Below are 24,678 nucleotides of genomic sequence, written 5' to 3' on the forward strand. Positions count from 1 at the left end.
CCGCGCCCCACCTCTGCGGATCCGGTCCGCCCCCGGACCCGTCCTGCCCCACCGACTCCACCCCTGATCTCCCCTGACGGAAGGACTCCCGTGTACACGGACCTCAAGGACCAGCTGACCGCCGAGCTCGCCGAGATCGAGCAGGCCGGCACCTTCAAGCACGAGCGCATCATCTCCACCCCGCAGTCCGGGCGCATCACCGCCGCACCCATGGGCCGGGGCGGCACCGAGGTGCTGAACTTCTGCGCGAACAACTACCTGGGCCTGGCCGATCACCCCGATCTGGTGGCCGCGGCGAAGAAGGCACTGGATGATCGCGGTTTCGGGATGGCCTCGGTGCGGTTCATCTGCGGCACCCAGGACCTCCACCTGCAGCTGGAGCGGGAGGTCTCCGCCTTCCTCGGCACCGAGGAGACGATCCTGTTCTCCTCCTGCTTCGACGCCAACGGCGCCGTGTTCGAGCCCCTGTTCGGCAAGGATGACGCGATCATCTCCGACGCACTGAACCACGCCTCCCTGATCGACGGGATCCGCCTGTCCAAGGCGGCCCGCTACCGGTACCGCAACGCCGACCTCGAGGACCTGCGCGCCCAGCTGGAAGCCACCCGCGCCCAGAACGACGGCGCCGGGGCGCGGCGCACGATCATCGTCACCGACGGCGTGTTCTCCATGGACGGCTACCTCGCCCCCCTGCCGGGGATCTGCGATCTGGCCGACGAGTACGGGGCGCTGGTGATGGTCGACGACTCCCACGCCGTCGGCTTCATGGGCGCCACCGGCGCCGGCACCCCGGAGCACTTCGGGGTCTCCGAGCGGGTGGACATCTACACCGGCACCTTCGGCAAGGCTCTCGGCGGCGCCAGCGGCGGCTACGTCTCCGCCCGCGCCGAGATCGTCGCGATGCTGCGCCAGAAGGGCCGCCCCTATCTGTTCTCCAACTCCCTGGCGCCGGCGATCGTCGCCGCGACGCTCACCGCGCTCGAGCTGGTCGCCGGCAGCGCCGAGCTGCGCACGAAGCTGTTCGACAACGCCGAGCTGTTCCGTCGGAGGATGAGCGAGGAGGACTTCGAGCTGCTTCCCGGCGAGCACGCGATCGTGCCGGTGATGTTCGGCGACGCGGCGCTGGCCGGGAAGGTCGCCGATGCGATGCTCGACAACGGTGTGTTCGTCACCGCCTTCTCCTACCCCGTGGTCCCCCAGGGCAAGGCCCGCATCCGCGTCCAGCTCTCCGCCGCGCACACCGAGGCCGACGTCGAAGCCGCGGTGCAGGCCTTCGTCGCCTCCCGCGCCGCCGTGCAGGGGTGATCCCGAAGGGCTGACCGCGGCCGCATCGGACGCCTTCGTCGGACCCCGGGGCGTTCCCGCGGGAACGCCCGACACGGCTGCCGTCCCCCTCCGGGAGCCTCTCCTGCGATGCTGCGCACTGTCCGAGAGCAGCGACGAGCCGGTGTGATCTCCCGTCACCGGCACGCATCGAGCAGGCGCTGCCCGGCCCGCCCCAGGCGATGCCCCCGGGGGTATGCCGTCAGCAGGGAGAGAGCGAGGCGCACGCCCCAGGCCCAGGAACGGTCGACGAGTGCCGACCAGCACGCCTCGTCCGCGATGCCGGCCCAGGTCGCTTCGGCCCGGTAGGCCCTGAGCATCGAGTCCGAGGGGTCATGCAGCAGCAGGGCGCCGAGGTCACTCGCGGGGTCCCCGATCGTGGCATCGCCCCAGTCGATCAGCGCCGCCTCGCGCACCGTCCCTGCCGGCGGGACCACGACGTTGCCAGGGTGCGGATCGCCGTGCATCAGCAGCGCAGGACGATCCCAGGTCGTCGCGCCCAGTCCGCGGTCCCACCCGCCGCGGGCCCGACGGCGGGTGACGGCATCGACCCCGGAGCGCTCGAGATCGCCCGCGAAGGCCTCCGTGCGGGTGGCGAGCGGGGCCCCGCGCACCGGGTTCGGGTCGACCCGGGGCGCCGGCAGTGAGTGGACCCGTGCCAGCATGCGCGCCACGGACCACGCCACCCCCACCCGGGATCCCTCCTCGACCTCGCCTGCGGTGCGGCCGGGGATCCACGGCACGAGCGTGGCGTGATCCGTCGTGGCCAACGGTGTCGGGATCCGCATCGGCAGCTGCTCGGCGACGTCGGCGAGATGGCGCAGCACCAAGATCTCGCGTCCCAGCAGCGGCACGGCCGAGGCCCGTCGGACCACACGGAGCACCACGGGCTCGCCGCGGACCGTGCCGACCGGCCACAGCACGTTGTCCCAGCCCTGGTCGAGCGGCGCGGCGCCCACCGTGGTCACGAAGTCCTCGAGCTCCCTGCCGGGCTCCGGGACCAGCGCCGCGCACAGCGCGTCGACGCGGGCGGCATCGACCGGCAGGTCGGCGGGCGGCGGCGCGGGATCGGGTCCGACCGGGGCGGGCATCGTCCCAGCGTACGAACGCGGGCCCGCAGTAACAAGCGCGGTCCCGCGCAGAGGACGTCCCCGTGGGAAAGCCTCGGGACTCAGCGCCGATCGTGCGGTCCCTCATTCGGCACCGGGTGATCGAGGACCTCAGGAGCGTCGACGGGAGCCTCGCCGCCGCCGGCCCGGCGCTCTCGGAGGCCCTGCGCGAAGGGCAACCCTCGGCAAACTGGCCGAGGTCGCGGGCATCGCTCGATAGCGTGGACGTCACGCGGCCGGGTCGGCGCCCCGCCGTCCCCGGGCGAGGCGGCCCGGACCGACCACAGGAGGCTCGCTTGGCTCGCATCGGTATCCAGCTCATGATGCTCAAGGACCACATCGCGGCAGAGGGGGTCCTCCCCGTCCTGCGGCGGGTGCGGGAGACCGGCTTCGACGTCGTGGAGGTCTCGCAGGTCCCGATGACGCAGCAGAACGTGGCCGCGGTGGAGGAGGCGCGAGACAGCCTCGGCATCGAGGTCGCCGCGATCTCCGCGAAGACGTCCGTCCCGGCCGGCAGCGAGGAGCTGACCCTCCAGGACCACTTCGACCTCCACGTCGAGCATGCCCGGCGCCTGGGCACCACCATGATCCGCATCGGCATGATGCCGCTCGGCGCGATGGCCTCCCAGGAGGCCTTCGACGCCTTCGCCCATGAGGCAGACGAGTACGCCCGTCGCCTCGCCGACGAGGGGATCTCGCTGAGCTACCACAACCATCACGTCGAATTCGCGAAGTTCGGCGGGGCCACGCTCCTGGACCAGCTGCGCGAGAAGGCACCGCACCTGCGCTACGAGATCGACTGCCACTGGGTCCAGCGCGGCGGACGCGATCCGGAGCGGACCCTGGCCGACTTCGCGGGCGTGCTGGACCTGGTCCATCTCAAGGACTTCCGCATCGTGCTGCCGTCCGCCGAGACGTTCGAGGCCATGCACGCCGGCGACCGTGATGCCTTCGGCGACTACTGGGCGCGCGACATCGTGCAGTTCGCCGAGGTCGGTCAGGGCACCTTGGACTGGAGGCCCGTCATCGACCAGGGCATCGCCTCCGGTGCCCGTCACCTGCTGATCGAGCAGGACCAGACCTACGGCCGGGACATCTTCGACTCCCTCGCGATGAGTCGCGACCACCTCGTCTCCCTCGGCTACGAGTCCCTGATCACCGGCTGATCCCGGTCCGTCGGCCTCCGCACGTCCCTCGCCCATCACGACCCCAGGAGCATTCATGCCCGCCCAGATCCCGCTGTCCAGCCGCGTCAAGAAGACCCTCGAGGTCGACGGTCTCCGTTTCCGTGACCTCGACGGCGACGGCGAGCTCACCCCCTTCGAGGACTGGCGGCTGAGCCCGGCCGAGCGCGCCGCGGACCTGGTGGCGCGCATGTCCCCGGACGAGAAGCTCGGTCTGATGGTCATCAGCTCCCGTCCGATGGGCATCTCCCAGCACAACAAGGACTTCACCAGCGGCGACGGCGTGCTCGATGAGCAGCATCTGCCGATCAAGCTCGATCCCCACACGAGCGCGGGAATCCCCTTCGAGGGCACCACCGAGATGATCACCGGGCTGCACATGCGCCACTTCATCATGCGGGAGGAGCCCACCGGGGCCCGGATCGCCACCTGGATCAACGCGATGAACGAGGTCGCCGAGTCCACCCGCTGGGGCATCCCCGTGATCGTGACCGCGAACTCGAAGAACGAGGCCGGCGGCTTCAAGATGGGCGGCACTCCCCAGGACCAGCCCTTCACCGCATGGCCCGGCACGCTGGGCCTGGCGGCGACCGGGTCGCTCGAGATCATCGAATCCTTCGCGGCGCATTCGCGCGCAGAGTGGGTGTCCTCCGGCCTGCGCAAGGGCTACATGTACATGGCGGACGTGTTCACCGACCCGCGCTGGTTCCGCGGCCAGGGCACCTTCGGCGAGGACCCGCAGTTCGTGGCGCGGGCGATGTCCGCCATCGTTCGCGGGTTCCAGGGCCAGGACGGGCTCTCGGCCGACGGTGTCGCCCTGACCACCAAGCACTTCCCCGGCGGCGGCGCCCGGGAGAACGGCACCGATCCGCACTACGCGGAGGGCCGCTTCAACATCTACCCCACGCCCGGCTCCCTCGAGGAGTACCACCTGCCGCCGTTCCAGGCCGCGATCGAGGCGGGCACCTCCTCGATCATGCCCTACTACGCGATCCCCTCGGACGAGAAGTCCGCCACCCCGCAAGGGCGCCTGACGGACTTCGAGCAGGTCGGCTTCGCCTTCAACAAGGAGGTGATGGACCTGCTGCGGGCGATGGGCCATCGCGGCTACATCAACTCCGACTCCGGCGTGATGTCGAAGATGGCCTGGGGCGTGGAGGACCTCACCCCGGCCGAGCGTGTCGGCCGTGCCGTGATGGCCGGCACCGACATGTTCGCCGACACCAACGACGTCGCCTCCGTGCGCGAGGCGTACGTGGCCGGGCACTTCACCGGTGATCGCCTCGACGAGGCGGCGCAGCTGCTGCTCCAGGAGCTGTTCACCCTCGGCCTGTTCGAGAACCCCTACGCGGATCCCGAGGAGGCGGACCGCGTGGTCCAGAACTCCGCCGCCCAGGCCGCGGCGACCGACGCGCACCGGCGCTCCGTGGTGCTGGCCAAGAACCACGAGGCGGTCCTGCCGCTGACCGCCGAGTCCCTGGCGGGGAAGTCGGTCTACGTCGAGCTGATGGCCAAGGACCTCACGGTCAAGCAGCTGGACGCGCTGCGCGCGCGCCTCGAGCAGGCCCATCCCGACATCGACTTCACCACCGACCACCGCCGCGCGGACGTCGCGATCGTGCTCGTGAAGCCGTTCGTCGGGTCGTACTTCGAGTTCGTGGGGATCACGGATCTGTCGATCGGCGAGCACGCCCACATCGACATCGAGAAGCTGCGTCGCATCCGTCAGAGCGTGGACACCCTGGTCATCGGGCTGGATGCCATGTACCCGTGGCTGCTGGATTCGATCGAGCCGCTGGCCGACGGTCTGCTGATCGGCTTCGAGACCCGCGAGGAGATCGTGGTCGAGGCGGCGCTCGGCGGGTTCTCCCCCAGCGGTCGGCTGCCGATCACGTTCCCGATCGACGCCGCCGCGGTCGCCGTGGACGAGCAGGGGCGCTGCGCCTCCCCCAACGACGTCCCCGGCTACGCCAAGGAGCAGCATATGAATGGGCACCCCTACGTCTACGTCGACGCCGACGGCAACCGGTACCAGCTCGGGCACGGGCTCGGCTACGGCGCCTGAACCGCCGGCGCTCCGCCCTCCGCGGGCACCGATGTGCCGACGACCTGGTGGATCCGGGCCGGTACGGCCTTTTCGTCGGGGAGCTGCACGGTGGCCACGACCCGGGAGCGACCCTGCCCCTCGGGATCAGGATCCGACGAGCGGTCGGTCCCCGTCCGTCGAACGCCGAGCATCGGCCCGTACCCCGGGGATGCGGGACAGCACGAGGTCGAGCGCGGACTGCAGCAGGCCGACCAGCGTGCCGACGGTGCTGTCCAGGAGCTTCTTCCAGAAGCGACGGGCACGGGGGTCCTTCTCGACGCTCACGTGCAGCAGGTACGCCAGGACCAGCACGAACGCGAGGATCAGCGGGTAGGCGACCCACTTGTTCTCCTCGGTCGCGAACCTCGTCAGCAGCATGTAGCCGATGTGGGCATGGACCAGGTACAGCGGGTAGGTCAGCGCGCCGGCGGTGGCCGATCCGGGGAGCCGCCAGCTGCGGACGGTCGGGTTGAGGGTCGCGAGCATAAGAGCGAACAGGATCGTCGTGAGCACCGTGAGCACCGGGTCGTGGTACGGCAGCACGGTCACATAGGCGGCGAGGAGACCGAGCGTCCGGTACACGCTCCACCCGGAGTCCGCGATCGCGGCGATGACGGCTCCGGCGGCGAAGTAGCCGAAGTACCCGCCGAGGAACGGAGTGTTCGCGGCGAAATGCGGGGCGAGCTGCGACATCACGCCCATGAGGATCGCCCAGGCCGGCATCAGCGCCGCCACGCGATGGTTCAGGCGCAGCAGCACGAGGACGAACACGGCCGCGTAGAACGCCAGCTCGTACAGCAGGGTCCAGTAGACGCCGTCCACGAACGGCTGCCCCAGCAGTGTCGGGATCATCGTGAGGTTGACCAGCACCTGCTCCAGGTCGACGCCCATCCGCTCCCCGCCGAGGACGAGCGCGAACCCGGTGGTGATCAGCACGGCCACCCAGAAGGCGGGGTACAGGCGCAGGGCCCGGCCGACGGCGAACTGACGAGCGGTCTTCCCACGGACCGACTGGACGATGACGAAGCCGCTGATCATGAAGAACAGGTTCACGCCCAGGTAGCCGTACTGGGCGAGGGCGATCACGGGCTCATGGGTGATGCCCTGGACCTTGCCGTTCTTGATGCCGTTGTACAGGTAGTGGAAGGCCACGACCGACAGGGCGGCGACGAAGCGGAGGTAGTCGACCACCTCGACGCGTCGACGAGGAGTGGCGGCCGCCTCGACGCCGTGGCGCGGGCCGGCAGCCTCGACGCGGTGGCGCGGGTCGGCTGTCTCGACGCGGTGGCGCGGGCCAGCAGGAGGTGCGATCTCATGCATCCGACAGAGTGTGCCACGCTCGTGACAGCGGACGAGGGAAGGATGCGCACCGACATCGCGGAACTCACCGGACTCGGAGGTGGGGCGAGGGCAGCGGACCTCCGCCACCAGCACCCGGCCCACCCACACCCCCGTCCCACCCACCGACCTCTGCGCAGGCGTTGCCACAGGGCCGTATGGCACCGACACCGCAGATCTCGCCGAGGCGGAGCATGGGCTGGAGCGGTCGATGGAGCGGGATGGGACATAGCGGTCCGGGCATGCAAAAGACCCCCTCCCACGCGCATCTACGCAGGTGAGGGGGTCTTTCATGGTGAGTACACTCGTGGAGCCGGCGGGAATCGAACCCGCGTCCGATAGTGTGGAGCGAGGGCTTCTCCGGGCGCAGTCCGCAATGGCGTTTTCTCAGTCCCGACGCTCGTGCGAACGCGTCGTCGACGGACTCAGTCACTCTGAGGTGTTCATCCGACCTCGATGACGAAGGTCGGCAGCAGTGGCTCCTTTGATGATGGAACGATCCGGGTCAGGAGCAAGCCCGGGGTTCCAGACTGCTAACGCTGATCAGGCAGCGAGAGCGAAGTCAGTGCGCTTGGGTTCGGCACTTATTGGTTTCCAGAGGACATTAACGAGATGACTCTGGATTCTCGGCCCGCTTCCCCTCGCTGGACAACTACCGTCGAAACCGATCGGCCCCTGGCGTGGGTCTGCAGCACAGAACTGGACGGTCTGGACGGCCGTCCCGTGTACTCACTGTTGTGTTGTCAAACATCCACGACGCTCGGGCGAGCCCGTCGCGTCTGCCTCGAGTCTACCGCGTCCGGCCCACGAACTGAAGCGAATATCCCTCAGCTCACGGCGAAGCCGGGGGATGCTGGACCGGGGCGACGGAGCGCGGGATGATGGGGCGATGGACGGACCGATCGGATTCACCGCGGCGGGCGTGCAGGTCATCGTCGACGACGAGACCCTGCGCGAGTCGGTGCAGGATCCCGCTGCGTTGGCCGCCTGGTGCGCCGAGAACCCCCAGGACCCTCGCACGGTCGCTCACCTGCGGATGCTGGGGCGCCTCGACGAGGCCGCCATCGCCGGACGGAACTCCCTGGAGGACCCCGCCCTGCCCGCTCTCGTGCGCGCGGTGCGCCGCACCCGGTATGCGCATGTCCTGCAATGGCAGGGCGCGTACCTCCCGGCCGAGGAGCAGTTCGACCTCGCCGCTGAGGAGACCGGGCTGGAGGACCCCACGTCCCCCTCGTCCCTGGCCGTGCTCGCCTCCGTGTTCCAGCACCGCGCCAAGAGCCGCTTCGAACACTCCCTCGCCCAGCGGCGGGCGCAGAACCCGCGCTCCGCGACCCGGCTGCGTCAGCACGCGCTCGAGGACGCCCGCCGGGCGCTGACCATGCGGGAGATGCTCGGGGCGACCGAGGACGGCGCTCTGGCCTCGAGCCGGCAGACCGTCGCACGCCTGGAGCGGGAAGTCACTCGATCCGCCGACGCCGCCGACGGGGCATCGGAGCCTCCCCCGCCGGGGAGGACTCAGACCAGCTCGCGCTGACGGATGGCGCGCTGCGCCTCGCGCAGGTCCTGCTTCTCGCGCAGGGTCTGACGCTTGTCCCATTCCTTCTTGCCGCGGGCCAGGCCGATGACGACCTTCGCGTGCGAGCCGAGGAAGTACAGCTCCAGCGGCACGATGGTGAAGCCCTTCTCGCGGGACTTGCTGGCGAGCTTGACGATCTCCTGCTTGTGCAGCAGGAGCTTGCGCTTGCGTCGGGTGGCGTGATTCGTCCAGGTCCCCATGACGTAGGGGGCGATATGGACGGAGTCCATCCACACCTCCCCGCCCTCGACGAAGCAGTAGCCGTCGATCAGCGAGGCGCCGCGATCGCGCAGGGACTTGACCTCGGTGCCGGTGAGCACGATGCCCGCTTCCCACGTCGCGTCGATGAAGAAGTCGTGGTATGCGCGCTTGTTCGAGGCGATGAGCCGCTTCTCGGGACCGCTGTCCGTGGTGGCCTTCTTCTTCGCCTCGCCCTTCTTCGCTGACATGGGTCCCTCCGTTCTGCAGCCGATCTGCGATGCGTGCGATGGCCGGGCTGTCGCCGCGACCGGATGCCCCAGCATACGCGGTGGTCACCGCCGGGCGCGAGCAAATATGGCGTGCTCGACCCGGCGGTGGCGCCCCGGGGGCCGCATCGGCGGACGTGCCGGTCCAGCGCCCGGCGAGCGTCATCCCCGCTGACGAGCGTCGTCGTGCCCCGCGAGCACCGGCGGGTTCCCCGCGAGCGCCGGCCGGATGCTCAGAGATAGCCCGCCGGGTTGACGGAGTTGCCGTCCTCCTGGATCTCGAAGTGCTGGTGGCAGCCGGTCGAGGAGCCGGAGGTGCCGACCTGGCCGATGGTGTCCCCGGCCGAGACCTGGGTGCCCACCGGCGGGCCATAGCTCTGCAGATGGTGGTAGGAGCTGGTGACCAGCTTCCCGTTCTGGATGCCGTGGCTGAGGATCATCTTCTTCCCGGCGCCGCTGTTGTAGGCGTGCGCGATGACGCGGCCGGAATGGGTGGCGCTCACCGGGGTCCCGCAGGCCACGGGGAAGTCGACCCCGGCATGGAGCTTGCGGGTGTTGTAGATCGGGTGGTAGCGCCACCCGAAGTTCGAGTTCATCCGGGAATTGACCGGGTAGACCCAGCCTCCGCCCGTGTTCGCCGAGCCGCTCGAGGAGCTGTCGCTCCCGCTCCCACCACCGTTGTTCTTCTGGGCCTGCGCCTCGGCGCGCTCCTGGCGGGCGCGCTCCTCGCGCTCGCGCTCCTGGCGGGCGAGCTCGGCGATCTCCTCGTCGAGCGTGGAGCTGCGGGTCTCCAGGTTCGCCTCGTCCTCCTGGTACTGGGCCTTCTTGGCCTCGAGGTCATCGCGCTGGCTCTGCTGGGTGGCGTAGAGGGCGTCGAGCTCGGCCTTCGCATCGGCCGCGGCGTCCTCCGCCGCGGTGGTGCGATCGACGGCCTCCTCCGCCTCGACCTTCAGATCGTCGATCTCCTCGCGCACTGCCGTGAGCCGGTCCGCGGAGTTCTCCGTCACGGCCTGATCGGAGCGCAGGGTGTCCAGCTGGCTGCCCTGGGAGGCCATCGTCAGCCGGTAGTTCATCGACCGGTCGACGGTCTCCTGCGGGCCCTGCCCGCCGACGTAGATGGAGGACGGGCTGGGCATGCCGCCACCCTTGTAGGCGGACAGCGCGACCTCGGCGAGCTCCTCGTCGCTGCTGTCGACCTCGGCCTGCCCGGCCTCGACCGCGCCGGTGAGCTCGTCCTCCTCGGCCTCCGCCGCCGTCAGCCGGTCACCGATCCGCTCGTTCTCCGCCTGTGCGGCGGCCAGTTCGTCCTGGGCGTCCTCGAGCTCCTGCTGTGCCTGGGGGATCAGCAGCTCGGTCTCGGCCAGGGCCATGTAGGTGTCGGCGAGCTCGTCGCTGACCCCGCCCAGCGAGATGCGGATGTCCTCGAGCTCCTGGTCGACCTCCGCCTTCTCGGCGACCTTGTCCTCCTTGTCCCCGTCGGCGGAGGCCGGGGCCATCGGGCCGGCGAGCGCCGGGGTGAGGACCAGCATCGCGGTGGCGAGGAGGACCAGTGGGCGGCGCAGGACGCTGTCGGACATGCTCACACCTTCAGATAACGGTTGAGGGAGACCACGGAGGAGGCGATGGACAGGACCGCGCCCAGGCCGATGAGCACCGGGGCGGCCCAGATCAGATCCGCCACCCCCACCGTGATCAGCTGCTCGCCGAGGGTCGGGGCGAGCCAGCCCTGGACGATGTAATGCAGCCCCATCCACAGCATCCCGGAGGCGATGACGCCGCCGATGATCGCGGCGACGGCCCCCTCCAGCAGGAACGGGAGACGGATGAAGAGGTTCGAGGCGCCGACCAGTCGCATGATCGCGATCTCGCGGCGACGGTTCGCCACGGACATGCGGATCGTGGTCGCGACCAGCAGCAGCGCGGCGATCAGCATCAGCACGGCCAGCCCGAGGGCGAAGAGGGTGGACTGGTTCAGGACGTCGATGAAGGGAGCGAAGGCGCTGAGCAGATCGGTGACCTCGTCGACGCCGTCGCGGCCCTGGAAGAACTCGACCACCGCTGCGGAGTCGTCGGCGTTCTTCAGCGTGATGTGGAAGGAGACCGGCATGTCCTCGGCGGTGAAGTTCGAGACGAACCCCTCCCCGGCGAACTGCTCCTGGTAGATCGACAGCGCCTCGTCCTGGGACCGCTGCTCGGCGGAGGCGATGTACGGCGAGAGCACATCGCCCTCGAGGGCCTGCTGGACGGATTCGATCTGGGCGTCGGTGGCCGCGCCGCCCGCGCAGGAGGCGGAGGTGGAGTGCGGCGAGCACAGGTAGATCGTCACCTGGGACTGCTCGACCAGGGTGTCCTTCATGTCCATGATCTGCTTCTGCATCAGCAGTCCGGTGCCCACGAAGGTCAGCGAGACCGCGGTGACGATGACGACCGAGATGACCATGGCGATGTTGCGCCACAGACCGGTGACGATCTCGCCGACGATGTACCGCGCCCTCATCGCCGCTCCTCCGCGTCCTCGTCCTCGGTGAAGGCGTCCTCGTCCTGGTCGAGCCGCGCCTCGCGCTCGTCGATCAGCTCCTCGTCGAGGACATCGGTGGCGGGGGCCTCGACCTCCGCCGGGCGCTCCTCCGCCTCGAGGCCCTCCAGCGGGTGCTCCTCACGATGGGAGGAATCGTCGGGCAGGTGCCCGGAGATCACGCTGACGGGGGTCTCGGACTCGTAGAGGCCGCCGGCCTCGTCGCGGACCACCAGGCCGCCGACCATCTCGACGACCCGACGGCGCATGCGGTCCACCGCCGAGTGGTCGTGGGTGGCCATCACCACGGTGGTCCCGCGCTCGTTGATCTCGCCGAGCAGGTCCAGGATCCCCTCGGCGGTGGAGGGGTCGAGGTTGCCGGTGGGCTCGTCGGCCAGCAGGATCGTGGGGCGGTTGACATAGGCGCGGGCGATGGCCACGCGCTGCTGCTCGCCGCCGGAGAGCTCGTGCGGCAGCCGCTTGCCCTTGTCCTCCAGCCCCACCATCTCGAGCATCTCGGGCACGAGGCGGCGCACCACCTTGCGGGGGGTGCCGATCACGGCGAGCGCGAACTCGATGTTCTGGTAGGCGGTCTTGGAGGGCAGCAGGCGGAAGTCCTGGAACACCATGCCGATGTCCCGGCGCAGCGCGGGCACCTTCCACGAGGGGATGCGCGAGAGGTCCTTGCCGGCCACGTACACGGTGCCGCGGGTGGGCGTGACCTCCTTGAGCACCATGCGCATCATGGTGGACTTCCCCGACCCCGAGGCGCCGACCAGGAACACGAATTCCCCGCGGGTGAACTCGATGTCGAGATTCTCCACCGCGGGGTGCTGGCCTCGCATGTACGTCTTGGTGACGTTGTCGAAACGGATCACGGGTGCCTGTTCGCTTCGGGGACGTCGTGCCGCTCCAGCGTAGGTGCGCCGACGCACGGATCACCGCAGGCGGAGGCCCAATCCGGGTCAAAACCTGGTCAAGGCCCCGTGCCGTGGCTCACGCGCTCCCGCACACGGGGTCGGCGGCCGACGGACCGCGAGCGGGCCGAGCCGCTCACGACCGTCCAGCCGGCCCCGTCGGGCCGGGCGGTTCCGGGTCGCCCGACGGCCGCAGCCGGGCGGCGCAGCTCAGGAGTCGGACTTGCCCTCGGCACGCCAGCGGATTCCGGCGTCGATGAAGCTGTCGATCTCGCCGTCGAAGACCGAGGAGGGGTTGCCCTCCTGGTACTCGGTGCGCAGGTCCTTGACCATCTGGTACGGGTTCAGGACGTAGGAGCGCATCTGATCGCCCCAGCTGGCCTTGACGTCACCGGCCAGCTCCTTGCGCTCGGCGGCCTCCTCGGCCTTCTTCAGCAGCAGCAGGCGCGACTGCATGACGCGCAGCGCGGCGGCGCGGTTCTGGATCTGGGACTTCTCGTCCTGCATGGAGACCACGGTGCCGGTGGGCAGGTGGGTCATGCGCACTGCGGAGTCCGTGGTGTTCACGGACTGGCCGCCGGGTCCGGAGGAGCGGAAGACGTCGACCTTGAGGTCGTTCTCGGGGATCTCGACGGAGTCCGTGGACTCGATCAGCGGGATCACCTCGACGGCGGCGAAGGAGGTCTGGCGCCGGCCCTGATTGTCGAAGGGGCTGATGCGCACCAGGCGGTGGGTGCCGCCCTCCACGGACAGGGTCCCGTAAGCGAAGGGGGCGGTGACCTCGAAGGTGACCGACTTGAGACCGGCCTCCTCCGCGTAGGAGGTGTCCATCACCTTGGTGGTGTAGTGGTGGCGCTCGGCCCAGCGCAGGTACATGCGCATCAGCATCTCGGCGAAGTCGGCGGCGTCGATGCCGCCGGCGCCGGCGCGGATGGTGATCACGGCGCTGCGCTCGTCGTACTCACCCGAGAGCAGGGTGCGCACCTCGAGCTCGTCAAGGGTCTTGTGGATGCTGGTCAGCTCCCGCTCGGCCTCGGCGAGGGTGTCGGCGTCGTCCTCCTCGGCCGCGAGCTGGACCATCACCTCGAGGTCCTCGATCCGGGATTCGAGCTCACTGATGCGGCGGCGTTCGGACTGTGCGTGCGACAGCGCGGCGGAGACCTTCTGGGCGTTGTCGACGTCGTCCCAGAGGTCCTGGGCCGAGGCCTGCTGCTCGAGGTCGGCGATCTTGGCGTCGAGCGCCTCGATGTCCGTCACCTGCTCGATCGACGACAGGGTCGATTGGAGTCGGGAGATCTCTGCGGAGAAGTCGATGGAAGCCACGAGGCGAGAGTCTACGGCAGGTGACCTGATCGCCTCGACGGATCGCCTCCGACCCCGCGGTCCCGAGGTGCCGATGCCGTGGCCCGCCGGGTCTCGCGCGGCGGTTCCGCCCGGTCTCACGCGGTGATCCGTCGAGTCCCACGTGGTCGATCCGGGTGGTCTCACACCGTGATCCGTCCGGTCTCACGCGGTGGCGGGGCCTTCCTCGCTGGCCCCGGGGCCACAGACAGCGGGGTCATCGGCCGGGGCGGCGCCGGCCACGAGCCAGCGCCCGAGGTCCTCGCCGACCTCGATCAGCCAGCGCTCGGAGTGCGCGATCGCCTCCTCGGGGGAGCCGGCACGGGTCACGAGGTCCCAGCTGCGGTCGATGCCGGCGCGGCGCAGCGCCTCCTGATCGAGGGTGATGACGCCGGCCACGGCCGCCACCGGCAATCCGCGCTCGCGGGCGCGGCGGGCGATCTCGGCCGGACCCTTGCCCTGCAGGGTCTGCTCGTCGAGCTTCCCCTCCCCCGTGACCACGATGTCGGCGCCGTCGAGCTGGGCGTCGACGCCGATCAGCTCGAACAGGGCGTCGGCGCCGGAGCGCTGCGCGGCACCGAGCAGGGACAGGGCGAAGCCGGTGCCGCCGGCTGCGCCGGCTCCCGGGAGGTCGCGGTGACGCGAGGACGGATCCAGCAGCGCGGCGGCCGCGGCGAGCACCGAGTCGGCGTGCGCGATCCGTGCGGCGGGGATCCCCTTCTGCGGTCCGTACACGGCAGCCGCTCCGTCCTCGCCGAGCAGAGGGTTGGTGACGTCGTTCGCGGCCACCAGGCTCACCCCGTCCAGGACGGCGAGGGCGGGGGCGAGATCCACGGTGGCGAGGGTGGCGAGCCCGTCGAGGCCCGGGCCGATCTCGGTGCCGTCGGCGGTGAGCAGGCGGGCCCCGAGGCCCTGCAGCAGTCCGACGCCCGCATCGGTCGAGGCGCTGCCGCCGAGGCCGACGAGAAGTGTCCGGGCGCCGGCGTCGACGGCGGCGTGGAGCAGCTCGCCGAGCCCGCGGGTGGAGGCGGTGTCCGGGGCGAGATCACCGCCCGGCAGGGCGCTCAGGCCGACGGCCTCGGCGAGCTCGACGACGGCGACGTCGTCCGCGAGCGCCCAGCGAGCAGTGTGGGGGCGCCCGGTGGGGCCGGTGATCGTGGTGGTGCGGGCCTGGGAGCCGGCGGCGAGCGCGGCGTCGACGGTCCCGTCGCCGCCGTCGGCGATGGGGCACGAGCGCACCGTCACCCGCGGCGCGGTCCGGGCGATGCCGGTGGCGAGGGCCCGGACGACCTCGGCGGCGCTGAGCGTGCCCTTGAACTTGTCGGGTGCGAGCAGCACGGTGCGGGTCGCGGTCATCGGGCTCTGGCCTCTCCTTCGACGGTCAGGGGAATGGACGTGCCTGTCCTGCGTGTGAGCCATCCTGCCAGGGGCGGGTGCGTCCGCGCGGTCAGGACCACACGGACCGTCCCGTCGGCGTCGACGGAGACCTCGGCGATGCGGAGGTCCTCGGTGCGGGTCGAGTCGATCGGGTAGCTGCGCAGCTGCTCCTCGGCGGCGCGGCGGGCGGAGCCGGTGTGGATCACGGCACCGGAGGAGTCGACGTAGATGCGCTCCGGGTCCACGGCCTGGGAGGCGGCCAGGGCCACGCTGTCGGCGGCGTGCTGCAGCTCGGTGCGTTCGAGGTGGACCCCCGTGATGGCGGTACCGACACCGATCACCATCAGGATCACCACCAGCACCCCGGTGGTGAGAATGGTGATGGAGCCTCGGGTCTGCTGCAGTCGGGCCCGCAAGCGGTGCATGAGTGTGCGGCCCCGATGCAGGAAGAGGCGCCGTCGGGTGGTCATCGGTCCGCTCCACGGTCGGCGCGGTACTGGTCCACCTGCACGGCGTGCGAGGCGCCGACGGCGACGGGCCCCGTCTCCCCCAGGACCGGGCCGAGCCCCGGGACCGGGACGGGGATCCTGACCTGGGCGCGCACGGTGCCGCCGGGACTCGAGCAGGGATCCTCGCTGCAGCGGATCTCGACGACGTCCCCGGCGTCGAGGCGGTAGTCCTCGAGGACCATCGCGGCATGCTGCTGGGTGCGCATCGCCGCCCGGTCCGGATCGGTCTGCACCGCGTGGATGCGGGCGGCGTCGCGGGCGATGGTGTCGGCGGCGAACACTGCGGCCTGGACCGATCCCAGGGTCAGGACCAGGTACAGCGTGGGGATGAGCAGAGCGGCGGCGAGCACCACGAATTCGACGATGGTGTTGCCGTCCTCGGAGGCCGGGCGGACTGATGTCCCGTGATGCCGTCGGCGATGGCGCGGCACCGCTCGGGGGCCGCGGCGGTCGGCGCGGGTACCGCGAGGGCCTGCGGACCCGCGTCCCGGCGTTCGGGCCGGCCGTCTCACCAGGTCTCCTCGTCGATCGCCCGTCCCTCGACGGTGAGCGTCCCGGCGGGGCCGAACAGGCCGACCAGCGGGAGCGTCGCGCTGACCTCCACCTCGATGGTGCCGTCGGCACCCTCGGCGGCGGTCGCATCCGCCTGGAACGAATCGCCGAAGCGATCGCTGATGAGGCGCTCCGCACGCTCCGCCCCGTCCTCGGGGCTCGCACCGACCAGCGAGGCATGATGCGCCCCCTGCACCGCGGCGTCGATCAGGGTGTTGCGGGTGTGGACGATGAGCGCGGCCTGGACCACCCCGAGGGCGATCAGCACGATCAACGCCGCGACCATCGGGAACTCGACCACCGCCGAGCCCTCCTCGCCGCGCAGCCGCTGGACCAGGGGCCGTCCGGGGCGCGCAGGGGTGTCCCGTCCTCCGGACGGGGACTGGCCCGGCTGGTGGTGGTGCACGGTGGTCATCTCGACGCGGGTGTGGAAGCGCGCGTGCTCAGAGGCTGCCGCCGAGGAAGGGCGCCATGGCGTTCTCGAAGATCTGGACGATCTGGTCCGAGGCGACGGCCCAGAGGGCGACCACGATCCCGGCGGTCATGAGCGTGATGAGGACCCATCCGGGAACGTCGCCGCGCGGGGAGCTCAGGCGCGCGACCAGGCGGGCGGCGCGGCCGGGGTGGTTCGCGGCGTCCTGGGTCGGTGCTGCGGCGACGACGCGGCGGGGCGAGCGATGCAGGCGGGTGCGGTGGACGGTCATGTCAGCCTCCTCGGCGGATGGCCCGGGCGGAGCTCGGGGTGGGATCGGAACTGCAGATGGTGCGGGTGCTGCGATCGGGATGGGCGGTGGGCAGCTTCTCGGGGGAAGTCGAACGGCCAGAACGGTCAGACGGAGATCTCCAGGACGGCGAGGCCCGGGAAGATGGCGAAGACGATCACCAGGGGCATCACGAAGAACACCACCGGCATGAGCATGTAGATCTCACGACGACCGGCGGTCTCCATGAGGTCGCGCTTGGAGGATTCTCGGGCGTCCTGGGCCTGGGCGCGCAGCACATCGGCCAGGGGCGTGCCCCGCTCGATGGCGACGGAGACGCCTTCGCCGAATCGCCCCAGGGACTGCAGTGGGGTGCGGGATCCCAGGGAGGCCAGGGCTTGGGAGACGCTGGTGCCGGATCGGATATCGGCGACGGTGGCGGCGAACTCGTCCGGCAATGCCCCTGAGGAGGTGCTGGCCACCCGCTCCATCGCAGCGATCGGGCTCTCCCCCGCCGCGACCGCCAGGGCGAGCAGGTCAGCGACGGTGGGGAACTCGCGGGCCATGCGCGAGGCGCGACGCGAGATCTCCATGCCCAGCAGGTAGTCCCGCAGCAGGACGCCGGAGAGCACGCCGAGGACGACGATGACCAGGCCCAGCAGCGGACTCGCTCCCCGGGTGCCGATGGCGAGCAGGGCGATGACGACGCCTCCGACCAGGCCGATCACGGCGAAGATCACCTGCTCGATACGGAAGGAGTCGGTGGAGGAGCGCCGTCCGGCCAGCCGGAGCCGACGCTCGAGCTGGTCTGCCCCGCCGGTGAGGCGCTCGAGGAGGCCCAGGGCGCGCCTGGCGATCGGGCCCAGCAGGTTCTCGGCGACCACCCGGGCGCGGCTCGTCGCGGCAGGGGCGCTGAAGAGGGAGGCGGATCGCGAGCGCCGCAGGTACGGGTCGATGCGGGCTCCCAGGTCACGACTGCGCAACCAGGGGAGAAAGCCGGCCAGGAGGGCGAGTCCGATGCCGAGCAGGAGCCCGAGAAGGGCTCCGATCAGGACCGTTCCGGAGTCGATCACCGCAGCACCCGCTCATCCTGGGGAAGGCGGGCGATCAGCAGCATGACGCGGTAGGCGATCAGCGAGACCACGGCACCGATGACGATCATCGCCATGCCGAGCGAGGAATCATAGGCCTGGGCCGCCTGCGGCCTGGTCGACATCAGCGCAAGGACCAGCCAGGGTGCGGCGAGGGCGAGGCGCGCCGCATTGACGGTCCAGGATTGCCGTGCCTCGAGCTCCGCACGGGTCCGGGCGTCCTCGCGCAGGAAGGAGGCGAGAGTGCGCAGCAGACCCCCCAGATCGGTGCCGCCGACGTCGCGGGTGATTCGCAGCGCCTCGACGATGCGGTCGCCCACCGGGTCCGCCAGCCGCACCTTCAATCGATCCAGGCACGCCGCGAAATCACCGCTGGCCTGGTAATCCAGGGAGAACTCGTGGAAGGCGGGCCGCAGCTCCTCCGGGCCCTTGCGGCTGAGCTGCACCAGCGCTTCGGGCAAGGACAATCCGGCCCGGATGGCGGAGTTGATGTGGTCGACGGCCTCCGGCCAGACCTCGCGCAGCGCGGTGGCCCGACGACGGGCCGCCGAGCGCAGGAACACCACCGGCAGCGCGGTCGAGACCGCTCCGATCGTCAGCGACGGCACGACCGCGCTGGAGGTGGCCCACAGGGCGGCGGCGATGACCAGGCCGAGTCCCGCGCTGAGAGCCGGGACCGCCGCCGGGGGGACCGACGTGAGCCCCACGGCCACCAGGTCGTCGCGCAGCCGTTCCATGGCGCGGCTGATCCGTCCGCGACGAGGCTCCTGCCCATCCTGCTCCCACAGCGACCACCAGATCGAGAGCAGGCCGAGCCCGGCGACCAGGCCCAGGAAGGCGCCGTCGCTCATGCCGCCTCCGCCCCACCGAGCAGCGCGGTCAGGTCGTGACCGGTGCGGGCGAAACGCTCCGCGTGCGGAGGATGCCCGTTCCCACGCACCAGGCGCTCGCCGATGAGGGTGAAAAGATCTGCGATCTCGATGACCTCGTCCTCCACCCGCCCACTGAGCCCGACGATCTCGCGCACGCGGCGGCGACCGTCGGCCAGCATGTCGAGGTGGACGACGAGATCGATGGAGCTGGCGACCGTGGGGACCACGAATCGGCTGGAGACGTTCTCCCCGGCGAGCAGCGGCAGGGTGCACAATTTGACGACGGCGTCTCGGGCCGAGTTGGCATGGATCGAGGCCAACCCGGGCAGACCGCTGTTCAGGGCGATCAGCATGTCCAGCGACTCCGCCTCGCGGACCTCGCCCACGATGATGCGGCTGGGCCTCATCCTGAGGGCTTCCTTCACCAGGCGCCGCATCGAGATCTCGCCGGCTCCCTCGAGATTCGCCTGCCTGGTCTGCATGGCGACGACATCCCGCAGGCCCAGCCCCAGCTCGAACACCTCCTCGATGGTGACCACGCGCTCCCGCGCCCCGATGGACTGGGCGAGACAGCGCAGGAAGGTCGTCTTGCCCGCGCCGGTAGCCCCGCTGCACACCACGTTCAGCCCGGAGGCGATCGCGGCGTCGAGGAAGTCGGCGGACTGCGGCGTCAGCGCACCCAGGGCGACCAGGCCCGGCAGGTCGAAGGCCTTGGCCACGAATTTGCGGATGTTGATCGCCCAGTGCGTGCGGGTCACGCTGGGAATCACCACGTGCAGCCGGGACCCGTCCGGCAGCAGGGCGTCCACGAAGGGGGTGCTCATGTCCAGACGTCGCCCGGAGCTGACCAGCATCCGCTCGACGATTCCGCGCACCTCGGTGTCGGACAGGACGATCGTGGTCAGCTCGCTGCGCCCGTTGCGTGCGCAGAACACCTCGCTGGGCGAGTTCAGCCAGATCTCCTCGATCGTGGGGTCGTCCAGCATCTCCTGCAGCGGTCCGAACCCGCCGATGCGGGCGGCGACCTCCGCCACCATCGTCTCGTCGTCGTGCAGCACGGGGACCTCGCCGGAGGAGGAGCGCCGGTCGTAATCGGTGACCACCTCGCGGATCAGCGGCTCGAGCTGATCGGCGTGCACGTCCAGACCGCGCCGACGGATCAGCTCCCGCGACTCGGCCTCGATGACGGTGGCTGTGTCCATCCGGTCCCCTCCCGACCCCGACCGACCGGTCCTCCCCGGCCCTCAGCTGTGGCGTGAAACACGCACGCCGGTCACTGTAAGGCGGATCGGACCCTCGAGGCAGGTGAATGTCAGGAATTGTGGACAACCCTCCCCGTCTTCTCCCATGGCAGGATGTCGACACATCCGTCCCGAGATCGTCCTCACCTCAGGAGTCCTCCTCATGGCTGATTCCCCCGACCCCTCCTCCGAGTCAGGGTCCCCCCGCCTGAGCGGGCGCACCGTGACCTACATGACCAAACGCGTGCTGGCGGAGTTCTCGCGCGACGGCGGCACCGACCAGGCCGCCAAGCTGACCTACTACCTGGTGCTCTCGATCGCACCGACGATGCTGGCCCTGTTCTCGCTGGCCACGCTGCTGTTGTCCGATATGAAGGACGAGATCGCCGGCCTGATCAAGGAGGCCATCTCCTCCGGCGCCGGCGGCAGCGGGATGGAGGTCGGAGGTGCGGTCGACTCCACCTTGGACTCCCTCATGGGATCGGCGACCGGCGGCACCATCGCGCTGATCATCGGTATCGCCACGGCTCTGTGGTCGGCCTCGGCCTACATCAAGGCGTACGGACGCGTGGCCAACCAGATCTACGAGGTCCCCGAGGGCCGGGGATTCATCCGTCTGACCCTGTCGATGCTCGGCCTGACCGTCGCGCTGATCCTCGGCATCCTGCTGGTGCTGATCTCGGTGCTGCTGAGCCAATCGATCGTGGACAGCCTGCTGGGCCCGATCGCCTCGACCATCGGCGCCGAGGGCCTGCTCGCCTTCCTCACCGACTCGTTCCTGCCGATCTGGGCCTGGGCGAAGTGGCCCGTGATCCTGGTGCTCACCTTCGCGCTGGTCTCCCTGCTGTACTGGGGTGCCCCGAACATCGCCAAGCCCTTCCGACTCATCTCCCCCGGCGGGATCTTCGCGATCGTCGGCATCGGTGTCGCCGCGGTGGCGCTGTCCATCTACATGAGCACCGTCGCCGGCTACTCCAGCTACGGCGCGATCGGCGGCATCATGGCCGTGCTGTTCGCGCTGTGGATCATCAACATCGTGATCATCCTCGGCGCGGAGGTCGACGCCGAGTTCGAGCGCGCCAAGGAGCTCGAGGCCGGCAAACCCGCCGAGGACGACCTCGCCCTGCCCATGCGCGGGTCGAAGGGCGCCGAGAAGGCGGAGGCCAAGCACGAGGACATCGTCGATGCGGGCCGTGACATCCGGCTGCGGAACCTCCACCGCGACGCGGAGGCCTACACCGCCGAGGACGCCCGCCTCACCCCGCGCCACGGCGTGCCCACCGTCGGTTCCGACGGAGCCGACGGGGCCGAGCGGGATGCGGAGGAGGCGGTGGCCGAGAGCTCCCCTGCACCGCCCGCCGCGAAGACCGGGGACTGACATGTGCGGCCGCTTCGCCTTCTTCCAGGAGATCGAGCCGCTGATCGACGACCTCGGCGCGGTCGATCTCAGCGACCCCCACCTGCGCAGCCGCTGGAACATCCCGCCGACCGCCCCGATCCACGTGGTCACCGAATCGATCGACAAGGACTCCGGGGAGGTGCTGCGGGCCCTGCGCATCGCCCGCTGGGGCCTGCTGCCCCCGTTCGCGAAGGACGAGTCCTTCTCCTCGCGCACGTTCAACGCCCGCCGCGAGACGCTCGCCGAGAAGAACAGTTTTCGCGGGAGCCTGGCGCGCTATCGAGCGCTGGTCCCCATGGACGGCTACTACGAATGGGTCCGCGATCCTGCGGGCAGGCGCAAGCAGCCCTACTTCATCGCCCCGGCCGACGGGTCCCCGCTGTACATGGCGGCCCTGGTCTCCTGGTGGAAGGGCCCGGCCAGCCACGAGGGACCCGCCGCCAGCGCGGATGGCCGCTTCCTGCTCAGCGCCACGATCATCACCCGTGCGGCCTCCGGAAAGCTCGCCGAGATCCATGACCGCACCCCGGTGATGCTGCGGCGCGACCAGCTCGATGCGTGGCTGGACCCCGCCATGGACGACCGTCACGCCGCCCAGGAGTGGATCCTGGAGGATGCGCATCTGCTCCCGGACGCGACCCTCGCCCTGCGCGAGGTGGACCCGGCCGTGGGCAAGGTCGGCAACGACGGGCCGGAGCTCCTCGAGGGGCCGCGGACCCTGCTGTGAGCTCCGAGACGGATCTGCCCACCCCGGCGCGTGAGATCCGAGGATCCGGAGCGGTCCTCCTGAGAGCGTGAGATCCGAGGATCCGGAGCGGTCCTCCTGGGAGCATGCGGTCCGACGCGTCGGCTGGGAGTCCGGACACCGACGCGCCGGACCGTCGTGACGCCGGGTTCCGCCCGTCACCCTGCGGCGGCCGGGGATCCGACCGCGGTCTGACGAGACGGGTCGCTGACTCCCCGTACCCTCGAGACCATGACGGACGGTTCCCCCCAGAGCACGGACGCGCCGCACCGGCGCCTCCGACGCCTCGACCCGTTCCGCTGGATCATCGAGAACCCCGGCACCGTCGATCTGATCGGCTTCGGTGCCGGCGCGCTCCTCATCCTCGTCTTCGCCGTCGGCACCGGAAGCTTCGGCTGGTGGACCCTGTTCACCGTGCCGATGATCGCCGCAGGGGCGCTCTGCCGGGTGCGTCCTCTGCTCGGCGTCATCGTCATCGGGATCCTCGCGGTCAGCCACCTGCTGGTGAACATCCCGGTCGTCGGCGGCGACGCGTTGACGTTCTACGCCATGTTCTGCGCCGTCGCCTACGGCGGACGCGCCGTCGGCTGGGTCGGGGTGGGGGCCGGTTTCCTCGGTGTCCTCGCCCAGGCCGGCTACTGGGGCGTGTTCACCTACTTCACGGAGTACGGCGGTCCGGCGCAGGCCGCGGGGACCTTCGCCGGGCTGATCACCATCGGTTCGATCACGATCGTGGCGATCTGGGCGCTGGCCAGCCTCCAGCGGGCCCGGGTGCGGCAGCTGGCCCTGATCAGCGACCGCGCCGAGCAGGCCGTCCGCGAGCGCGAGCAGCGGACCGCTCTCGCCGTCGCCGACGAGCGGGCCCGCATCGCCCGGGAGATGCACGACGTCGTCGCCCATTCCCTCTCCGTGATCATCGCGCAGGCCGACGGCGGCCGGTTCGTCGCCTCCCAGCAGCCCGAGAAGGCGGTCGACGTGCTCGGCACCATCGGCGAGACCGGACGCGCGGCGCTCGCGGACATGCGCTCCCTGCTCGGCGTGCTGCGCCACGAGGACGAGACCAGCTTCGGGCCCCAGCCCGGCCCGCCGATGCTCGAGGACCTGGCCGACCGGGTGCGCGCCGCCGGGCTCGAGGTGGATCTCGACCTCGACGGCGATCTCGAGGATCTCTCCCAGGCGCTCGGCATGTCCGTGTTCCGCCTGGTCCAGGAGTCCCTGACCAACGTCCTCAAGCACGCCGGGGCCGGTGCCTCCGCGGCGGTCCGCATCCATCGCACCGCCGCGCACCTGGAGATCGAGATCCTCGACGACGGCCAGGGCACCGACCCCGCCTCCGACGGTCAGGGCCACGGCCTGACCGGGATGCGCGAGAGGATGTCCGTGTTCGGCGGCACTCTGCAGGCCGGGCCGCTCCCCGGTCGCGGATACCGGGTGCGGGCCGTGGTCCCGCTGGACGGCACCCTGCGCGGCGGCGAGACCGCTGACGGCCGGACCGCCGCCGCGCACCCCGACGACACCCCGGGTCCCCCCGCCGGCCCCCCGGACACCGCCACCGGATCCGGTGCTGGATCCGGCACCGCCGCCCCCGACCCGTCCCACCCCGGAGGAGATCCCCGATGACCGATCCACTCGACCGTCCCCTGCGCATCGCTCTGGTCGACGACCAGCCGCTCGTGCGCGCCGGCTTCGCGATGGTGATCGACTCGCAGCAGGACATGGAGGTCGTCGTGCAGGCGGCCGACGGCGCCGCCGCCGTGCAGGACCTGCGCGCCCGCACCGTCGACGTCGTGCTCATGGACGTGCGGATGCCGCGGATGGACGGCATCGAGGCCACGCAGCGCATCCTCGAGCAGGCCCCGGAGGGCCGCGCCCCGAAGATCGTGGTGCTGACCACCTTCGACATCGACGAGTACGTCGTCTCGGCGATCCGTGCCGGAGCCAGCGGGTTCCTGCTCAAGGATGCCCAGCCCGAGGACCTGCTCGGCGCGATCCGCACCGTCCATCGCGGGGACGCCGTGATCGCCCCGTCGGCCACCCGTCGCCTGCTCGCCCGTGTGGTCGCGACCCCCGAGCCGCAGGAGCAGGACACCTCGCCCCTGGACGCCCTCACCGAGCGGGAGCGGGAGGTGCTCTCGCTGATGGGCCGCGGCTGCTCGAACCAGGAGATCGGGGCCCGGCTCTTCGTCGCCGAGGCGACCGTGAAGACGCATGTGGGGCGCGTGCTGGCCAAACTCGGCGCGCGCGACCGGGTCCAGGCCGTGATCATCGCCTTCGAGACCGGGCTGGTCGCCCCCGGTGCCGACTGAGACGCCGGACCGGACGGTGCCGTCGGGTC

General features: G+C 70.6%; 23 protein-coding genes and 1 other RNA gene. 8 read left to right on the top strand and 16 right to left on the bottom strand.

What is annotated here, in order from left to right; genetic code table 11:
- The first annotated feature begins 90 nt into the window (after window positions 1–90).
- On the top strand, window positions 91–1,305 hold the full coding sequence (locus JOF44_RS05255; RefSeq protein WP_209888212.1) for a glycine C-acetyltransferase: 1,215 nt from the start codon (window positions 91–93) through the stop codon (window positions 1,303–1,305).
- A 155-nt stretch (window positions 1,306–1,460) separates the two neighbouring features.
- Here JOF44_RS05255 and JOF44_RS05260 read toward each other — a convergent pair whose 3' ends face one another.
- Window positions 1,461–2,414 carry a phosphotransferase gene (locus tag JOF44_RS05260; RefSeq protein WP_209888215.1) on the bottom strand — a complete coding sequence of 318 codons (954 nt, stop codon included), beginning with the start codon at window positions 2,412–2,414 and terminating at the stop codon, window positions 1,461–1,463.
- Between the two features lie 314 nt (window positions 2,415–2,728).
- On the opposite strand from JOF44_RS05260, the gene JOF44_RS05265 reads away from it, so the two are divergent.
- Both JOF44_RS05265 and JOF44_RS05270 read left to right on the top strand, forming a co-directional pair.
- On the top strand, window positions 2,729–3,598 hold the full coding sequence (locus tag JOF44_RS05265) for a sugar phosphate isomerase/epimerase family protein (RefSeq protein WP_209888226.1): 870 nt from the start codon (window positions 2,729–2,731) through the stop codon (window positions 3,596–3,598).
- Between the two features lie 55 nt (window positions 3,599–3,653).
- Window positions 3,654–5,681 carry a glycoside hydrolase family 3 protein gene (locus JOF44_RS05270; protein WP_209888229.1) on the top strand — a complete coding sequence of 676 codons (2,028 nt, stop codon included), beginning with the start codon at window positions 3,654–3,656 and terminating at the stop codon, window positions 5,679–5,681.
- Between the two features lie 126 nt (window positions 5,682–5,807).
- Here JOF44_RS05270 and JOF44_RS05275 read toward each other — a convergent pair whose 3' ends face one another.
- Together JOF44_RS05275 and ssrA are read right to left on the bottom strand one after the other, a co-directional pair.
- Window positions 5,808–7,022: an acyltransferase family protein gene (locus JOF44_RS05275; protein ID WP_209888233.1), complete on the bottom strand. Its 1,215-nt coding sequence runs from the start codon at window positions 7,020–7,022 to the stop codon at window positions 5,808–5,810.
- A gap of 323 nt (window positions 7,023–7,345) precedes the next feature.
- Window positions 7,346–7,716: a transfer-messenger RNA gene (ssrA, locus tag JOF44_RS05280) on the bottom strand.
- Between the two features lie 213 nt (window positions 7,717–7,929).
- On the opposite strand from ssrA, the gene JOF44_RS05285 reads away from it, so the two are divergent.
- Complete coding sequence (locus tag JOF44_RS05285) at window positions 7,930–8,574, top strand: hypothetical protein (RefSeq protein ID WP_245348859.1); 645 nt, start codon at window positions 7,930–7,932, stop codon at window positions 8,572–8,574.
- On the opposite strand, the gene smpB is transcribed toward JOF44_RS05285, so the two are convergent.
- From smpB to JOF44_RS05350, 13 genes are all read right to left on the bottom strand, one after another.
- Window positions 8,556–9,065 carry an SsrA-binding protein SmpB gene (gene smpB, locus JOF44_RS05290; protein WP_209888236.1) on the bottom strand — a complete coding sequence of 170 codons (510 nt, stop codon included), beginning with the start codon at window positions 9,063–9,065 and terminating at the stop codon, window positions 8,556–8,558. The genes JOF44_RS05285 and smpB overlap by 19 nt on opposite strands.
- A 251-nt stretch (window positions 9,066–9,316) precedes the next feature.
- On the bottom strand, window positions 9,317–10,660 hold the full coding sequence (locus JOF44_RS05295; protein ID WP_209888238.1) for a murein hydrolase activator EnvC family protein: 1,344 nt from the start codon (window positions 10,658–10,660) through the stop codon (window positions 9,317–9,319).
- A 2-nt stretch (window positions 10,661–10,662) separates the two neighbouring features.
- A complete protein-coding gene (gene ftsX, locus JOF44_RS05300; RefSeq protein ID WP_209888241.1) occupies window positions 10,663–11,580 on the bottom strand; it encodes a permease-like cell division protein FtsX in 918 nt (305 codons plus the stop codon).
- On the bottom strand, window positions 11,577–12,476 hold the full coding sequence (ftsE, locus tag JOF44_RS05305; protein ID WP_209888244.1) for a cell division ATP-binding protein FtsE: 900 nt from the start codon (window positions 12,474–12,476) through the stop codon (window positions 11,577–11,579). Before ftsE ends, ftsX begins: the two co-directional genes overlap by 4 nt.
- A 249-nt stretch (window positions 12,477–12,725) precedes the next feature.
- On the bottom strand, window positions 12,726–13,838 hold the full coding sequence (gene prfB / locus JOF44_RS05310) for a peptide chain release factor 2 (protein WP_209888249.1): 1,113 nt from the start codon (window positions 13,836–13,838) through the stop codon (window positions 12,726–12,728).
- Window positions 13,839–14,021: 183 nt separating this feature from the next.
- The gene (locus JOF44_RS05315; RefSeq protein WP_209888251.1) at window positions 14,022–15,212 is read right to left on the bottom strand and encodes a glycerate kinase; all 1,191 of its coding nucleotides are present in this window, start codon (window positions 15,210–15,212) and stop codon (window positions 14,022–14,024) included.
- Window positions 15,209–15,703, bottom strand: a complete 495-nt coding sequence (locus JOF44_RS05320) for a TadE/TadG family type IV pilus assembly protein (RefSeq protein WP_209888254.1) — start codon at window positions 15,701–15,703, stop codon at window positions 15,209–15,211. Before JOF44_RS05320 ends, JOF44_RS05315 begins: the two co-directional genes overlap by 4 nt.
- The gene (locus tag JOF44_RS05325) at window positions 15,700–16,095 is read right to left on the bottom strand and encodes a hypothetical protein (protein WP_342591672.1); all 396 of its coding nucleotides are present in this window, start codon (window positions 16,093–16,095) and stop codon (window positions 15,700–15,702) included. Before JOF44_RS05325 ends, JOF44_RS05320 begins: the two co-directional genes overlap by 4 nt.
- 155 nt (window positions 16,096–16,250) lie before the next feature.
- The gene (locus JOF44_RS05330; protein WP_209888257.1) at window positions 16,251–16,709 is read right to left on the bottom strand and encodes a TadE family protein; all 459 of its coding nucleotides are present in this window, start codon (window positions 16,707–16,709) and stop codon (window positions 16,251–16,253) included.
- 28 nt (window positions 16,710–16,737) lie between these two features.
- Entirely contained in the window at window positions 16,738–16,998 is a 261-nt protein-coding gene (locus JOF44_RS05335) for a hypothetical protein (protein ID WP_209888260.1), read from the bottom strand.
- Window positions 16,999–17,123: 125 nt separating this feature from the next.
- Window positions 17,124–18,068: a type II secretion system F family protein gene (locus JOF44_RS05340; protein WP_209888263.1), complete on the bottom strand. Its 945-nt coding sequence runs from the start codon at window positions 18,066–18,068 to the stop codon at window positions 17,124–17,126.
- On the bottom strand, window positions 18,065–18,937 hold the full coding sequence (locus JOF44_RS05345) for a type II secretion system F family protein (RefSeq protein WP_209888265.1): 873 nt from the start codon (window positions 18,935–18,937) through the stop codon (window positions 18,065–18,067). The genes JOF44_RS05340 and JOF44_RS05345 overlap by 4 nt, the downstream gene beginning before the upstream one ends.
- Window positions 18,934–20,160: a TadA family conjugal transfer-associated ATPase gene (locus tag JOF44_RS05350; protein ID WP_209888268.1), complete on the bottom strand. Its 1,227-nt coding sequence runs from the start codon at window positions 20,158–20,160 to the stop codon at window positions 18,934–18,936. Before JOF44_RS05350 ends, JOF44_RS05345 begins: the two co-directional genes overlap by 4 nt.
- 202 nt (window positions 20,161–20,362) lie before the next feature.
- Here JOF44_RS05350 and JOF44_RS05355 point away from each other — a divergent pair, with 202 nt between their 5' ends.
- The 4 genes from JOF44_RS05355 (at window position 20,363) to JOF44_RS05370 (ending at window position 24,649) form a co-directional block, all read left to right on the top strand.
- On the top strand, window positions 20,363–21,577 hold the full coding sequence (locus JOF44_RS05355; RefSeq protein ID WP_209888271.1) for a YihY/virulence factor BrkB family protein: 1,215 nt from the start codon (window positions 20,363–20,365) through the stop codon (window positions 21,575–21,577).
- Between the two features lies 1 nt (window position 21,578).
- Window positions 21,579–22,325 carry an SOS response-associated peptidase gene (locus JOF44_RS05360; RefSeq protein ID WP_209888273.1) on the top strand — a complete coding sequence of 249 codons (747 nt, stop codon included), beginning with the start codon at window positions 21,579–21,581 and terminating at the stop codon, window positions 22,323–22,325.
- Between the two features lie 249 nt (window positions 22,326–22,574).
- Window positions 22,575–23,963 (top strand): sensor histidine kinase, encoded by a 1,389-nt coding sequence (locus JOF44_RS05365; RefSeq protein WP_209888277.1) that lies wholly within the window; start codon window positions 22,575–22,577, stop codon window positions 23,961–23,963.
- The gene (locus JOF44_RS05370; RefSeq protein ID WP_209888280.1) at window positions 23,960–24,649 is read left to right on the top strand and encodes a response regulator; all 690 of its coding nucleotides are present in this window, start codon (window positions 23,960–23,962) and stop codon (window positions 24,647–24,649) included. Before JOF44_RS05365 ends, JOF44_RS05370 begins: the two co-directional genes overlap by 4 nt.
- The last annotated feature ends 29 nt before the right edge of the window (window positions 24,650–24,678 follow it).

The sequence above is a fragment of the Brachybacterium fresconis genome (assembly GCF_017876515.1).
GTDB classification, from domain to species: domain Bacteria; phylum Actinomycetota; class Actinomycetes; order Actinomycetales; family Dermabacteraceae; genus Brachybacterium; species Brachybacterium fresconis.

Bases quoted from the DNA above. Each gene is read 5' to 3' on its own strand.
- JOF44_RS05335 (WP_209888260.1), bottom strand. From the start codon at position 16,998: ATGACCGTCCACCGCACCCGCCTGCATCGCTCGCCCCGCCGCGTCGTC.
- smpB (WP_209888236.1), bottom strand. From the start codon at position 9,065: ATGTCAGCGAAGAAGGGCGAGGCGAAGAAGAAGGCCACCACGGACAGC.
- JOF44_RS05260 (WP_209888215.1), bottom strand. From the start codon at position 2,414: ATGCCCGCCCCGGTCGGACCCGATCCCGCGCCGCCGCCCGCCGACCTG.
- JOF44_RS05365 (WP_209888277.1), top strand. From the start codon at position 22,575: ATGACGGACGGTTCCCCCCAGAGCACGGACGCGCCGCACCGGCGCCTC.
- JOF44_RS05320 (WP_209888254.1), bottom strand. From the start codon at position 15,703: ATGACCACCCGACGGCGCCTCTTCCTGCATCGGGGCCGCACACTCATG.
- JOF44_RS05355 (WP_209888271.1), top strand. From the start codon at position 20,363: ATGGCTGATTCCCCCGACCCCTCCTCCGAGTCAGGGTCCCCCCGCCTG.
- JOF44_RS05370 (WP_209888280.1), top strand. From the start codon at position 23,960: ATGACCGATCCACTCGACCGTCCCCTGCGCATCGCTCTGGTCGACGAC.
- JOF44_RS05330 (WP_209888257.1), bottom strand. From the start codon at position 16,709: ATGACCACCGTGCACCACCACCAGCCGGGCCAGTCCCCGTCCGGAGGA.
- JOF44_RS05285 (WP_245348859.1), top strand. From the start codon at position 7,930: ATGGACGGACCGATCGGATTCACCGCGGCGGGCGTGCAGGTCATCGTC.
- JOF44_RS05275 (WP_209888233.1), bottom strand. From the start codon at position 7,022: ATGCATGAGATCGCACCTCCTGCTGGCCCGCGCCACCGCGTCGAGACA.
- JOF44_RS05360 (WP_209888273.1), top strand. From the start codon at position 21,579: ATGTGCGGCCGCTTCGCCTTCTTCCAGGAGATCGAGCCGCTGATCGAC.
- ftsX (WP_209888241.1), bottom strand. From the start codon at position 11,580: ATGAGGGCGCGGTACATCGTCGGCGAGATCGTCACCGGTCTGTGGCGC.
- JOF44_RS05295 (WP_209888238.1), bottom strand. From the start codon at position 10,660: ATGTCCGACAGCGTCCTGCGCCGCCCACTGGTCCTCCTCGCCACCGCG.
- JOF44_RS05345 (WP_209888265.1), bottom strand. From the start codon at position 18,937: ATGAGCGACGGCGCCTTCCTGGGCCTGGTCGCCGGGCTCGGCCTGCTC.
- JOF44_RS05315 (WP_209888251.1), bottom strand. From the start codon at position 15,212: ATGACCGCGACCCGCACCGTGCTGCTCGCACCCGACAAGTTCAAGGGC.
- JOF44_RS05350 (WP_209888268.1), bottom strand. From the start codon at position 20,160: ATGGACACAGCCACCGTCATCGAGGCCGAGTCGCGGGAGCTGATCCGT.
- JOF44_RS05270 (WP_209888229.1), top strand. From the start codon at position 3,654: ATGCCCGCCCAGATCCCGCTGTCCAGCCGCGTCAAGAAGACCCTCGAG.